Consider the following 13,728-nt stretch of genomic DNA (forward strand, 5'->3'; position numbering starts at 1 on the left):
TCGCTGGGTTCTCACCCGCAGAATGCGGGTGTTTTTCGACCGGGTGCGTTCCGGCGCGCTACCCGCCGAACATCGTCCGCATCATCGGGTGCATCTCCATGAGCTGTTCCTCCGCGATCTCCTCGTACAGCTTGTACGTGATGGAGACCGTGAGGAGGAGCGAGGTCCCCGAGACGCCGCCGATGGTGCCGAGCATGTTCGCCATGACGGCGAGCAGGCCGACGAGGACGCCGCCGACGACCGTCACCTGCGGGATGTACCGCTCCATGACCCGCTCTATCACCTGCGGGTTGCGGCGGAAGCCGGGAATCTGCATCCCGGAGTTCTGAATCTGCCGCGCGGTCGCTTCCGGGCCCATGTCGGCGGTCTCGACCCAGAAAATGGAGAAGATGGCCCCGCCCACGAGCATCAGCGTCAGGTCGATGGCGACGCGGACGAGAATCTGCCACGGCTCTTGGGACGCCGACCCGAGCCACCACATCCACTGGCTGGGCGCGTGAATCGGGTTCAGGTAGTAGAACAGGCCGCCGGTGACCTGCCCGCTCGTGTACCGGCCGAGCCACGCGGGCATGCCGGCCCACTGGCTGTTGAGGATGCGCCCGACGAACTGGACGTTCGCTTGCAGGGCGCGGACGAAAATCATCGGCAGGACGCTCGCGTAGATGAGCTTCACCGGGAAGCGACCGCGAGCGCCCTTGACGCGGGCGTGCGAGAGCGGAATTTCGACGCGGACGCTCTCGGCGTAGACGACGATACCGAAGATGAGAAGCGTCGTGACGAGCGGGACGACGCCGCCCACGCCGAACAGGAGCGCCTGTACCCCGCCCGCCGTCGCGAGCGACGGGACCGCCTCGGTTCCGGCGAGGACGTGGGCCCACTCGGAGACGATGCCGGTCGTCGACGCGCCGATGGCGGGGTCGGCAAAGAGGCCGCCGACGAGACGCTGGCTGACGCCGGCGATGATGAACAGGCCGACGCCGGAGCCGACGCCCCACTTGCTGACGACCTCGTCCATGAACAACACGAGCGCGCCGCCGGCGAATATCTGCGCGAAGATGAGCCACTTCACGCCGACCGCGCCGACGCCGAGAGCGCTCGCGACCGCCGGGTCGGCCGGGAGGTAGCCCCCGGCGAAGACGATGGGGAGACCTTGGAGGGCAATCATCCCGAAGACGAGCAGTTTCTGGAGGCCCTGATAGAGGATTTGGTCGCCCGGGTCGTCCGTGTTGAGGCCGAGCAAGTCCCCGCCTTGCAGCAGTTGGAGGACGATGCTCGCGGTGACGATGGGACCGATACCCAACTGGAGGATGGTTCCCTGTCCCCCGCCGAGGATGGAGCGGAACTGTCCGAAAACGTCCTGGCTCCCGGTCCCGACGCCGAACAGCGTGACGTTCGTCAGGAAGAAGTACAGGACGAGAATCCCGGCGGTCCAGCCGAGCTTTCGGCGGAACGGGACGTGACTCTCCGGGCGGGCCACGGCGGGCATCCGACTCAGCACTGGCGCTGCGGTGTCTTTCCAACTCATGGTCGATTGCGAGTGGCTGTTGGCGATTGCATGGTCTGTCGCGCCGACCGGCGTCGTCACTACGCGAGCGGCGTCTGCGCGGACTCCGCACTGACTCCGCACCGGACGCCGTCGCTGTGCTCGCGAATCGGCGGTTCAGTCAGTCGTGGCCAGCCGTCGTGTATAACTGTATCGATGCGGTGACTATCCGTCCGCCGGCGTCGGTGTCGGCGGAGACGCCGCGGGACCGGCCGCCGAAACCGCCTCGTCGAACGACTCGCTCGGTTCGGCGTCGACGACGCGGAGCGGGCGTCGCCGCCCCGCTCGGTCGAACGCGGCCACGCAGTCGTCGTCCCACGGTGGGACCGCGACGAGGACGACCTCGCGGAGCGTGTCGCGCTTCGTCGCCGCCAGCGGTCCCCACGGGTGCGAGACGAACTGCCCCGGCGTCCGTCCCGGCGCGGTCGAGAGGTCGACGCCGAAGACACCCCGGACCGCCGCGCCGGCGCTCGGGTGGACGAAATGGCTGAACACCGGTCGGGTCGCGTCGAGCGACTCCGCCCCGTCTAACTCGCCCGCGGCGGTCGTGCCGAGCGACAACGATTCGCGGCTCGGTTCGGCCCGCGCGGCCCGGTCCAACAGCGCGTCGAGCAGTCCGCGAGTGACGTAGACCGCCTGACGCGTCGGGTCGCGTTCCGGGCCGACACGTCGTTGAGTGCGCCACGGTCCGACGAGGCGGGTGGCGACGGCGACCCACCAGAGGCCGACGCCCAGCACCTCGGCGTCGCTCGCGGCTCGGAGCCCCCACTGGAGGTGCGGAATTCCGAGTCGAAGCGTCGTGACCTGCACGGCGAGTCCGGCGAGGACGAGGGCGACCCCGACCGCGGTGACGAGACGAGCGAAACGGGCGACGGAAGCGCGGTTCATCGGTGTGCTGTGGTCGGGCAGCCGCGGTGTCGTTTTCGGTTTGACAATCACTAAGTGGTTGTCGGCTGTTTCGAAAGACTAGTACTTGAAAAAGACTATAAGCGTCCACGCCAAACCACCGATTGCCGTGTTTCACGGCCACGAAGCGGCCAACTGCTATCCGTCGTCTTCGATCTGACAGCCCCTTCGGTGGTTTAGCCTGCCCGGTGTCGCCACCGTTGACCGCTTCGACACGCGACACCCCATCCGGCGCACTCCCCCTTGTTTCGGCATCGCGTCGGCGGGTGCGCGGTCGACAGCCATGACGAGTCCGCAGCCGCGATTGCCGGTCGAACGCTCGCTCGCGCGAACGACGCTCGGTGCCGACCTCGCGTCGGCGGCGGCGCTCGCCGTCGCGGCCGTCGTGTTCCGCGGCCCCGGCGGACGACGCCGACGCCGTCGTCAGCGTCCTCCTGTTGGGCGTCGCCTGTACCGGCCCGTTACCGCTCGCGGCGCGTGGCGGCCTCTCCGACGCCACGAAGTCCGCGGGCGTCCTCATCGGTCTGTGGCTCGTCGGCGTGTCGTTCGACCCCGGCGCGGGTCACCTCCTGATGTGGGTCGGCGTCGTCGCGGGCGGCTGCGTCATCACGACGCACGCCGCGTTCGCGCGTGCCACCCCCTGACCCGCTTCGCGGCCGCTCGTCGCCCGGCTGTTCGACGCGACACAGACACGCCTTCTCGCGCGCGAGTGACTCGAATGCTCCACAACGCGAGCGATGCGTCTCCCCTGCGAGCGCTGGTGCGCTGGTGCGGTCCGCCTCGCGGGCGGCGCTCAACCGCTGAGTCGACCCCGGAGCCGGCGACGGAAACTCAGTTCGCGCCGACCTCGGGGCCGATGAGAATCCAATGGAGTCGGTCCTCTCCGCCGGGGTGGCGCTCCCACCGGACGTGGTAGACGGCGGGTCCGTGCGGGCACGACGCACAGCCTTCGGCGCACGGCGCGCGCTTGTGGATTTCGAGGTAGCCCGCGTGCGGCACGACTCGCGTGAGCACCTCGTCCGGCCCGCGGACGCGCTCTATCGCCGCCTCACGGTCGAGCGCGTGGCCGCTTCGGTCGCCGGGATCGTCGCCTTCGCCCCCGTCTCCGCCTCCGCCTTCCCCGTCGCCGTCGCGGTTTTCGCCCCTGTTGCGGCGTCCGCTCGGCGCTCCGCGTGCCCGACCGTTTTCGACGTACTCGACGAGCGCTTCGATCTCGCTTTCGTCGAGTTCGGGCGTCGTCGCGGGCGAGCCGCTGGGCTCTCGCCGCTCGGGTTCGTCGCGGTCCATGTCGAACTCTCGTCGCGGCGTCGGTTTATACGAACCGATTTGAAAATCACTTAGGGGTTGTCACAACCCCCTCGATGCGAGTTTCGAGGGCAGTTCGCGTCGCTCAGGAAGAGGTCGTGGACTCCGAGTCCGAGCGAGCGGTCCCGGAGGGGTCGATACCGAGGAACTTCTGACAGAGCTGTCTGGCGGCGAACGAACAGAGGAAGTACCAGACGATCCACGCGGGCATGGGGCCGAAGACGGCGTCCTGCCAGCCCACTCGGCCGACGAGCGGGAGAATCACGTGCGCAGAGCCGGCGGCGACGTGGCCGCCGCGGACCTTCCAGCGCATCCAGAGAAACGCCGGGATGGTGACGAGCATTATCCAGACCATCGGCTTGAACTGGGCTTTCATGACGCTCCACTGGTCGCCCATCGCCTCCATCTGCTCCGCCTCGATGCGTTCGAGCGCATCGTCGTCGCCGCGCTCTTTCGCCGCCTCCCGGCGCGACTTCAGGTCGTCCATCCGGGCCTGGTGGCGTTCGAGGAGTTCCGTGTCCTTCAGCCGGTCCTGCATCACGGTTGAGTAGAGGCCGGTCGCCGCGGCGAGGACGATGACCACGGCGTAGAACGGTATCGAGTGCGCCAGTGCCCCGAGCACGACGTTGTCGATGCTGGCGACCGCGTTTCGAACGCCGGCGTTCCAGTAGCCAGCGAACAGGACGACGACGCCGAGCGCGCCGAACTTGTCCCTTCGAGACCACGACGAGTCGGCGTCGTCGCTCCCGCCCTCGACGCCGGGGTCGCGCGATTGCAGTTTCGAGGCGATTCGGTCCGGGTCGGACAGGACGAAGCCGCCGGCCGCGGCGTCGGCCAGGACGCCCCGCTCGATGAGGCGACCCCACTGACCGCTCGACAGCGCGTCGTTCACGTCGCGCCAGCGGAGCTCTTCGGTCCCCCGTTTCGACCGTTCGACGACGACCGAGACCGCCTCCCGCATCGCCGGATTGTCCAGTAACGTCTCTAAAGAGTCTGCGGGCATTCACTCGCCCCTATTCGAGCGGTCGTTATCAACGCTTCCCTCCGCCGGAACGCGGACCCGGTGACCGCCGCCGACCAGGTGGGCCCTAACCGGTGGCCGCGGTCGCACTGGCTTGCGGTTCTCGAATGTGATATGCGGCTCGGCCTGCTCCCGCCGACGAACACGGTCGGTCGCGCTCCACTACCGGCCTCCCATGGTCGGTTGAATATATACTACGTGGGGGCGTGACCGTCTCGTATGTCGAACGCTAGCGCACCGACTTCCGAACTCACGGGCCCGACCAGACTCACGCTCAAGGTCTGGCACCCGGACTGCTGGACGCTGGAGGTGACGGAGAACGTCGACGCCGGCGTCACCGCTCACACCGTGTACAACACGCCCGACGACACCGTCAAGGGACACTTCACGGTCTACGCCGACCGGGTCGAGGACATCGACGACTTCGTCTGCGCGACCGAGCGGTCGCGGCTGACCGACTCCGTCTCGGAGTTGAGCCCTCGCCACGAGTTCGACAACGGCGCGTCGAACGTCGGCAACACGACGCGGGAGTTGATGGTCGAGTACGACCCCGAAAACAGTATGACTGACTCGCTTCTGTCACACGGCTTCGTCCACGACGCGCCCGTCCGCGTCGACGACGGCTGGGAGTACTGGCCGGTCATCGACACCGCCGACCGGGCCGACCTCCGCGAACGCCTCGACTCGCTGGAGGCGGCGAATCAGGCCGAAATCATCGTCACCAAGGTTACCTCGGTCGCCGGCGCGAAAAACCACGTCTCGCACCAACTGGACAAGCTCTCGAACCGCCAGCGCGAGGTGTTCGAACTGGCCTGCCGGCGCGACTACTACGCGTGGCCGCGGGAGACGACGACGCGAGAGTTGGCCGACGAACTCGACATCTCGAAGACCACGCTGCTCGAACACCTCCGGAAGGCCGAGGCGAAACTCCTCAACCAGTATGCGGAGTCAACTACGTAACGCCGCCGCCGCCGCTCGTTATTCGATTCGATAACTAAACCGCCGGATTACTCCGGACACGGTGGTGTCCGATCGCCGGGTCGCGGCCGCGTCTTTGCGGTCAGTCGGCCCCCTGTGGCGCGCGCCACTCGCAGTCCGTACAGCGTTCGATTCCGTGTCTCACCTGCGTCTCCGAGTCGCACTCCGGGCACCGCTGGCCCGACAGTCGCTCCGTGGTCGCGTTCCTCATAGCTGGATTCTCGGCGGAGGGTGAGTTATACTAGTGTCTGTCCATGGGAGGGTGCACCTCGTGAGGGCTCGTTCACCGCGCGCGTCGCCGCTCGCGGTCGTCGCTCGGGCGGTCGTACACGCCGCAACTCCGACTTCGGAGTTCGCCCGCGCGCTGGAGTCGGGTACAGGCGTGTTCTATCTCGATCGGATGGCCGTCCACCTCGGCGAGTATCTCGTCTATCGGCGTCGGGCCTCGGCGGTCGAGAAGCGCGAGCACCGCCCGCTCGACCTCGTCGGTCCGCTCGTCTCTCACGCGCACCGACGCGCTTCCGAGTCGCGTCTCGTTCCGCGTTCGTCCCTCGGTGTCCGGTCGTCTTCGACTCGCTCGTCGCTGGTCGTGACCATACCGGTGGTGCCCGCTTCGCGGTTATATACACATCCCCGACTATGATACGGTTCGGTCGGCTGTTCGGGTCGAAAATCTCTCACTATCTGACACTCGATGTCGAACTCTTAGACTCTGCTTCGGGTGTCTGAAACATGCTGATTTCCGGTATCTACCAATAACTACCGAATCGTCCCAACAGCGTTCCAATACATCTTTCGTTGACAACCCCGACCATAGTAGAACATCCGTATAACTACCTTCTGTTCAAGCGTTTGGGTAGGATTATCATGTCAGACTCAGAGGCGAGAACGGCGAGAGAAGAGTGGGGAAGCCGGTTCGGTTTCCTCATGGCGATGCTCGGCGCGATGGTGGGCGCGGGCAACATCTGGCGCATGCCGTTTACGACGGGCGAAAACGGCGGCGGTGCCTTCCTCGTGGCCTACATTCTCCTGTTGTATCTCATCGCGGTTCCCGGGTTGATGGCCGAGACGATGATCGGCCGCTACACGAACCACGGGGTCATCGGAGCGTTCAGGAAGGTCCTCGGGAGCAAGCGGGCGCAGGGCCTCGGCCTCGTGGTCCTCATCGTCAACGTGGCGCTGATGTCGTACTACGCGCCCATCATCGGCTGGGCGCTCTACTACGCCGGCCATTCGGTACTCATGACGTTCACTCAGCCGGGATTCCAGCCGCAGGCGTTCTGGGACGGCTTTATCAGTAACCCGGCGCTCGTCGTCGGGATGCACACGGTGACGATGGCCGGTTTGGCCGGTGTCCTCGTGTTCGGCATCCGCCGCGGCATCGAGCGCGTCGTGAAGTGGATGATTCCGCTGCTCGTCGTCGCGCTCGTGGCGGTCTCGATTCGCGGCATCACGCTTCCCGGCGGTATGGAGGGGGTCGCGTTCGTCTTCACGCCTGATTGGGGCTATCTCACCCGCGGCAGTACGTGGGTCGCGGCGCTCAGTCAGGCGCTGTTCTCGACGGGCCTCGGGTGGGGAATCGCGCTGACCTACGGGAGCTACCTCAGCCGATACGACGACGTGCCGCTCGGCGGCGGCCTGTTCACCGCCATCGGCAACACGAGCATCGGCCTGCTCGCGGTGTTCGCCACGTTCCCCGTCGTCTTCGCGTTCGGACTCGAACCGAGCGCCGGGTCGAACCTGCTTTTCATCTCGATGGCGCAGGTGTTCCCCGAACTCCCCGGCGGGAGTCTGTGGGCCATCGTGTTCTTCGTCTCATTTTTCTTCGCGACGTTCACCTCCGGCCTCGGCATCACCGAAGTCGCCGTCACCACGGTCTCCGAGGAGACGCGCCTCTCGCGGACGGGGGCCGTACTCGCGTCCTGCGGCGCGATTTGGCTGTTCGGCCTCCCGAGCGCCTACTCGTCGGCGTTCCTCGGGCAGATGGACTTCATGTTCGGGAGCTTCGGCCTCCCGCTGGCGACGCTGTCTATCATCGCGCTCGTCGCGTGGAAGTTCGGTCCCGAGCGCGCCCGCGTCCTCGACCTCAACCGTAACGCCGGCGTCTACGTCGGCCCGTGGTGGAACCCGGTCGTGAAGTACGTCATCCCCGTCGTGATGGTGTTCATCCTCGGCTACGGCGTCTACTCCAGCATCGGAACCGCGAACCAGCGGTTGATGTTGCTCGGCGTCGCGTTCATGGCCGGACTCGTCGTCGTGAGCACGCTCGTGATGAGCGTCGTCGGCGACGAGCCACCGTCCGGTTCCGCGACGGTCCCGGGAGGTGACGACTGACATGGCGCTTTCGACGCTCACGTGGGTCTCGATGCTCGTTTCGCTCCTCCTGTTGCCCGGCGTCGCGGCCGCGGTCCTCGTCAGGTCGCTCCGCACCGAGGAGCGCAAACTCGCGCTCTTACGGGAACAGGGCGACATCGATAGCTACTCGCCGCGGGCGCTTTCCGACCTCCGCGAGTGGATTCGCGCGAACCCCGACGACCCCTACGCGCCGATTGCCCGTCGCCGCTACAACGAATGTGTGCGGTCGCTTCGGGGGATAGACGAGCCGCACTACGACTGGTCCGACGAGGAAATCGCCCGGCTCGAACTGGTGGACGAATGAACGGGCGCGACGCCGACGCTGACACCGATTCCGTCCGCGAGCGCGACGACCTCGCGTTCGACGACCTCACCACGGACGCGTCGTTTACGACCATCGACACGCACACCGAAGGCGAGCCGACTCGCATCGTCGTCGACGGCATCGACCGCTCGGCGCTCGCGGGCGATTCAGTTCGGGAGCGCCGGGACTCGTTCGCCGAGACCCACGACTGGGTGCGCGACCTGCTGATGCGAGAGCCCCGCGGCCACGACGACATGTTCGGGGCCGTCGTCGTCGATGCCGACCACCCCGACGCGGACGTGGGCGTCTTCTTCATGGACAGTCGAGGCTACCTCGATATGTGCGGCCACGGGACCATCGGCGTCGTCTCCGCGCTCCTCGAACTGGGCCGACTCGACCGACGCGAGACCGTCCGCGTCGAGACGCCGGCCGGACTCGTCGAGGCGACGCCCGAATACGCGTCCGACGGCGGCGTCGAGCGCGTCACGATAGAGAACGTCCGGTCGTTCGTCTACGACGAGGCGACCGTCTCGGTCTCGTTTCTCGACTCGCCGCTCCGCGTCGACGTCGTCTACGCGGGCAACTTCTTCGCGCTGGTCGACAGCGACCAACTCGGCCTGCCCGTCGAACCGCGGCACGCGGCGACGTTCGTCGATTGGGGCCTCGAAATCCGCGACGCCGTCAACGAACGCCTCGATATCGTCCACCCGCTCACCGGCGAGGAGGGGTCGGTCTCGATTACCGAGATATACGGCACGCCTGACGAGGTTGACCGGAGCATCGTCGTCTTCGGTGAGGGACAGGTCGACCGCTCGCCCTGTGGGACCGGGACGTGCGCGAAGATGGCGCTCCTCCACGACGCGGGCGCGCTCGACATCGGCGAGTCGTACATCCACGAGAGCATCGTCGGCACGCGCTTCGAAGGCAGACTCATCGCGGCCGACGAACGCGACGGCGTGACGCTGACGACGCCGCGCATCACCGGGTCGGCCCGAATCACGGGAAAACACACGTTCGTCAAGGACGCGAAGGACTCGCTTTCCGGGTTCAGTATCTCGGCCGAGTAGCGGGTTCGGCCGGACCGTTCTTCTTCGTTAGTCCATCCCGCTCGATAGCTCCACGTCGTCGTTCTCCAACTCGCCGCCGGTGGGCGTCCCGCGCACGTCGCCCTCGCGCCAGGTTCCCCGGCGGAACCAGAGCCACGCGATGGCCGCGCCCACGACGTTCGAGACGAAAAAGGCGATCCAGATGCCCCGAACGTCGGTGCTCCCGAGGAACCAGAAGTCGGTCGGCAGGAGCCCTTGCGACGCGACGAAGGCGACCGGAAGCCGGATGCCGGCGAGCGTGACGACCGAAATCACCGCGGCGATGAGGGTCTTGCCCGCGCCGCGGAAGCCGCCGGTGAACGCCCGCATGATGCCGATGAAGCCGAACGACAGCGAGACGTATCGCAGGAACTCCGCGCCCACGTCGAGCACCTCGGCGTTGGTGGTGAACACCGAGACGATGGGTTCGGGAACGAAGAAGATGGCGACGCCGAGCAGGCCGAGGACGAAAAACAGCCCCTTGGCGGCGACGTAGTTCGCCTGCTCCGCGCGGTCGTACTTCCCCGCGCCGATGTTCTGGCCGGACATCGTCTCGACGCCGCGGGCGACGGCGATAGCCGGGAGGAAGATGACCGAGAACACGCGGGTCCCGATACCGAACGCCGCGACGACTGAGGTCGAAAACAGCCCGACGACGATGAGAAGCGCGTTGATGGAGAGCGCGCGACCCGTCCCCTCGACACTGGCGGGGATGCCGATGCGGAGAATCTTCCGCAGATATCGGAAGTCCGGGCGCATGTCAGTGAGGTGGATTTGGATGCCTCTGGACCCCGACACCATGATGGCGACGCCGACGACCATCGCGAGGACTCGCGAGATGACGGTGGCGATGGCCGCGCCCTGAATCCCGAGTCGGGGGAACTGTATCGGCCCGAGCGCCCATCCGTTGATGAAAAACGGGTCGAGGACGACGTTGAGGACGACGGTCCCGAACATCACGAGCATCGGCGTGATGGTGTCGCCCGCCCCGCGCATCAGCGAGATGAACACGAAGAAGCCGAACATGAACGGCAGGCCAAGCGCGATGACCTGCATGTAGGCCGTCGCGCCCGGCAACACGTCCGGCGAGGCCCCGAGGAAATCGAGGAACGGTCGGACGAGCGGGTAGCCGAACGCGCCGAGCATCGCGGAGCCGAGGAACGCAAACGTGACGGTCTGTGAGGCCGCGTACTCGGCTTTGTCCGTCTCCTCGGCCCCGGTGTGCTGGGCGACGAGGACGCTCCCGGCGACGGACAGCCCCATCCCGAGCGAGATGAGGAGAAACACCATCGGGAAGGCGAACGAGATGGCGGCCAGCGCCTCCGTCGAGTACTGGCCGAGCCAGAACGTGTCCGCGAGGTTGTACGCCGTCTGGAGGAGGTTCGTGACGACGATGGGCAGCGACAGATAGAGAAGCGGCTTGATGATGCCGCCCTCGGTGAGGTTGAGCTCGTCTTGCCCCTTGAACAGACTCATTCGTCCACCCTCGCGTCCGGCCGCCAGCCGAGGTGGAGTTCGAGGGCGTCCTCGACGATTCGTCGGGTCTCGGCGGGGTGTTCGTCGAGCGCGACGACGCGGGCATGCGCGCCGTTACTCATGGTCGTGATGAGCCGCGCAATCTCCTCGGGGTCGGTCTCGTCGAACTCTCCGCCGGCGACGCCGTCGCGGACGATGTCTGCGACGACCTCCCGCATCACGCCGTCGAAGTCGAGGAAGCGCTCGCGGAACAGTTCGTGGTAGGGCGCTTGGGCCTTCAGTTCCATGACCGCCACGGGAAAGCCGTCCGCTCCGGGGTTCTTCCGGCTGAACACCGCGTCGAGAACCGTGTCCAGACGCGTCTGCGGGTCGGCCGACTCACACGACAGCTCCGACTCGAACCGCCCGATTAAGTCGTCGAGAAACGCGTTCAAAAGCTCCTCTTTCGTGTCGAAATGGTAGTGAATCGCGGCGCTCGTCACCGACGCCTCGTCCGCGATTCGCTGTACCGTGAGGCCGGCGTACCCGTGTTCGCAGAGCGCCCGATTGGTCGCTTCGAGTATCTCGGCTCTGGTCTCTGCGTCCATCTTCTGTCGGGCTTACTAACCGGTCAGTTAAGAGGCTTTGGACCGCGAATCTCCCCGTCAGAGAACCCCACAGTCGTCCGGCTGCCGGTGTCTCTAAGTAGCCGAGTCGGCTACCGACGTAGTAGTGACCTTCTCGTTGTCACCGTACGTGGGTGCGCTTTTCCTCGCGGCCGCGATATCCGCCGGCGTCGCGAGCTACGGGTGGCGATACCGAGACGAACCGAGCGGTAGGTGGTTCATCGCCCTCACGGTCAGCGCCGGCTGTTGGTCGCTTTTCGAGGCGCTTTTCCTCCTCGCTGACTCGCCGTTCACCCGGCTCCTGTGGTTCGTTTTGGAGTCGGTTCCCGCGGAATCGTCGGTGTTTTTCACCCTGCTTTTCGCCCTCGAAATCGCGGGCTACGAGCGGTGGGTCTCGCGGCGGACCGCCGCGCTGCTCGCCGTGTGGCCCGTGTTGACCATCACGGGAGTGACGACGAACGCCCTCGGCGTCCACGCGCTCTTGTGGGAGTCGCTGTCGTTTGCGACCGTCGGCGGAATCACCGCGACCGAGGTCGTTCCCGGGCCGCTGTTCTGGGCCGACGTGGTCTACAGCTACGTCGCCATCGGGGCCGCGCTCGTCGTCCTCGGTATCCACTGCCTCCGGAGCCGACAGATATACCGGAAACAGGCGCTCGTCCTGTTCGTCGCAATCCTCACGCCCGCCGTCGTCGGCGCCGTTTATCTCCTGCGACCATTTATGCCCGCCAACCCCATCGCCGTCTCGTTCGCCGTCACGTCGTCGCTGCTCGCGGTCGGGCTCTCGCGGTACCGCATCCTCGACATCAGCCCAATCGCGCGCGACCTCGTCATCGAGCGGATGGCCGACCCCGTCATCGTCGTCGACCGAAAGGCTAGGCTGGCCGACAGCAACCCGGCGGCGAGGGCGCTGTTCGACGTTTCACACTCGTCGCTCGGCTCGCCCGTTGCCGACGCGTTCGACCCGGAGACCGTCGAGGCGCTCGAATCCGGCGGGGAACTGCGGGTCGTCGACGACAACGGCGAGGCGCGGCACTTCGAGGTCGACCGGTCGGCCGTGACCGACGGTCGAGACGCGGTTCGCGGCCACCTGCACATCCTCCACGACATCACCGAGCGCCGCGTCCGCGAGCGGTGGTTCCGCGCGCTCACGGAGAACGCCTCCGACCTCATCTTCGTCCTCGACGCCGACGGCTCGGTCACCTATCTGAGCGACTCGGCCGCCCAGACGCTCGGGACCGACGAGGACCCGAGCGAGGTGCAGTCGCTGCGGCGGTTCCTCCACCCCGACGACGAGGACGCCGCCATCGAGACGTTTCGGGAGGCGTTGCAGCGTCCCGACGAGGACGCCACCGCCGAACTCCGGTTCCGCAGTTCGACCCGCGGGTGGCGCATCTTCGACGTCCGGTGTCGGAACCTCCTCGACGACCCCGTCGTCGGCGGCGTCGTCGTCAACGCCCAGGACGTGACCGACCGACTGAAGCACGAACAACAGCTCGAAACGTTCGCCAACATCGTCTCCCACGACCTGCGGAACCCGCTGAACGTGGCGGAGGGCTACCTCGAACTGGTGAAGGAGGCCGACCGCCCCGACCCGGACCACGTCGAGCGAATCGAGTCGGCCCACGAGCGGATGGGCGAAATCATCGCCGACGTGCTCGCGCTCGCCCGCGGCGGGACGGTCGACGAACACGAGACGGTCTCGCTCGACGCCGTCGCGGCCGAGGCGTGGACGAACGTCGAAACCGGGGCCGCGACGCTCGATATCGAAGAGAGCGTGTCGTTCGACGCGGACCAAACCCGACTGCTCCAGCTGTTCGAGAACCTGTTTCGAAATTCCATCGAACACGTCGGCGACGGCGTGACCGTCACCGTTGGCCGACTCGACGACGACGCGGGCTTCTACGTCGAGGACGACGGCCCCGGGGTGCCGCCGGCTGACCGCCCGAAGCTCTTCGAATCCGGATTCACGACGGCCGACGACGGCACCGGCTTCGGCCTCGCCATCGTCCGCACCATCGCGGACGCTCACGGCTGGTCGGTCGGCTACGAGGACGTTGCGGACGCCGGCGCGCGGTTCGTGATTCGCGGCGTCGAGCGCGCCGGGGACTCGGCGCAGGAGCCGAGTCCGGCGTCGTCCGACGACGCCTGAC

The 13,728-nt window shown here is 66.7% G+C and carries 13 protein-coding genes; 6 read left to right on the forward strand and 7 right to left on the reverse strand.

The genetic code is table 11. The features are described from left to right. Positions 1-58 precede the first annotated feature (58 nt). Complete coding sequence (gene secY, locus ACSR87_RS17925) at positions 59-1,525, reverse strand: preprotein translocase subunit SecY (protein ID WP_498531560.1); 1,467 nt, start codon at positions 1,523-1,525, stop codon at positions 59-61. A gap of 183 nt (positions 1,526-1,708) precedes the next feature. Beyond that, complete coding sequence (locus ACSR87_RS17930; protein WP_498531561.1) at positions 1,709-2,431, reverse strand: JAB/MPN domain protein-containing protein; 723 nt, start codon at positions 2,429-2,431, stop codon at positions 1,709-1,711. Positions 2,432-2,790: 359 nt separating this feature from the next. On the opposite strand from ACSR87_RS17930, the gene ACSR87_RS17935 reads away from it, so the two are divergent. Beyond that, the gene (locus ACSR87_RS17935) at positions 2,791-3,093 is read left to right on the forward strand and encodes a hypothetical protein (protein WP_498531562.1); all 303 of its coding nucleotides are present in this window, start codon (positions 2,791-2,793) and stop codon (positions 3,091-3,093) included. A 187-nt stretch (positions 3,094-3,280) separates the two neighbouring features. On the opposite strand, the gene ACSR87_RS17940 is transcribed toward ACSR87_RS17935, so the two are convergent. Further along, entirely contained in the window at positions 3,281-3,736 is a 456-nt protein-coding gene (locus tag ACSR87_RS17940; RefSeq protein WP_498531563.1) for a hypothetical protein, read from the reverse strand. 103 nt (positions 3,737-3,839) lie between these two features. Then, positions 3,840-4,757, reverse strand: coding sequence for a DUF106 domain-containing protein (locus ACSR87_RS17945; RefSeq protein ID WP_498531564.1), 918 nt, complete (start codon positions 4,755-4,757; stop codon positions 3,840-3,842). Positions 4,758-4,994: 237 nt separating this feature from the next. On the opposite strand from ACSR87_RS17945, the gene ACSR87_RS17950 reads away from it, so the two are divergent. Then, complete coding sequence (locus tag ACSR87_RS17950) at positions 4,995-5,735, forward strand: helix-turn-helix domain-containing protein (RefSeq protein WP_498531565.1); 741 nt, start codon at positions 4,995-4,997, stop codon at positions 5,733-5,735. Positions 5,736-6,036: 301 nt separating this feature from the next. On the opposite strand, the gene ACSR87_RS17955 is transcribed toward ACSR87_RS17950, so the two are convergent. Then, positions 6,037-6,264, reverse strand: coding sequence for a hypothetical protein (locus ACSR87_RS17955; RefSeq protein ID WP_498531566.1), 228 nt, complete (start codon positions 6,262-6,264; stop codon positions 6,037-6,039). A 356-nt stretch (positions 6,265-6,620) separates the two neighbouring features. Between ACSR87_RS17955 and ACSR87_RS17960 the strand changes: the two genes are divergently transcribed. The 3 genes from ACSR87_RS17960 to ACSR87_RS17970 are packed head-to-tail and all read left to right on the forward strand — an operon-like array spanning position 6,621 to position 9,479. Then, complete coding sequence (locus tag ACSR87_RS17960) at positions 6,621-8,087, forward strand: sodium-dependent transporter (RefSeq protein WP_498531567.1); 1,467 nt, start codon at positions 6,621-6,623, stop codon at positions 8,085-8,087. A gap of 1 nt (position 8,088) precedes the next feature. Further along, positions 8,089-8,412, forward strand: coding sequence for a DUF8026 family protein (locus ACSR87_RS17965; protein WP_498531689.1), 324 nt, complete (start codon positions 8,089-8,091; stop codon positions 8,410-8,412). Then, complete coding sequence (locus tag ACSR87_RS17970; RefSeq protein ID WP_498531568.1) at positions 8,409-9,479, forward strand: proline racemase family protein; 1,071 nt, start codon at positions 8,409-8,411, stop codon at positions 9,477-9,479. Before ACSR87_RS17965 ends, ACSR87_RS17970 begins: the two co-directional genes overlap by 4 nt. Before the next feature lie 27 nt (positions 9,480-9,506). Here ACSR87_RS17970 and ACSR87_RS17975 read toward each other — a convergent pair whose 3' ends face one another. Further along, on the reverse strand, positions 9,507-10,973 hold the full coding sequence (locus tag ACSR87_RS17975; RefSeq protein WP_498531569.1) for an MATE family efflux transporter: 1,467 nt from the start codon (positions 10,971-10,973) through the stop codon (positions 9,507-9,509). Further along, complete coding sequence (locus ACSR87_RS17980; RefSeq protein WP_498531570.1) at positions 10,970-11,560, reverse strand: TetR/AcrR family transcriptional regulator; 591 nt, start codon at positions 11,558-11,560, stop codon at positions 10,970-10,972. The genes ACSR87_RS17975 and ACSR87_RS17980 overlap by 4 nt, the downstream gene beginning before the upstream one ends. 148 nt (positions 11,561-11,708) lie before the next feature. On the opposite strand from ACSR87_RS17980, the gene ACSR87_RS17985 reads away from it, so the two are divergent. After that, positions 11,709-13,727 carry a sensor histidine kinase gene (locus ACSR87_RS17985; protein WP_498531690.1) on the forward strand — a complete coding sequence of 673 codons (2,019 nt, stop codon included), beginning with the start codon at positions 11,709-11,711 and terminating at the stop codon, positions 13,725-13,727. The last annotated feature ends 1 nt before the right edge of the window (position 13,728 follow it).

It is taken from the genome of Haloferax sp. SDI50 (assembly GCF_059802635.1).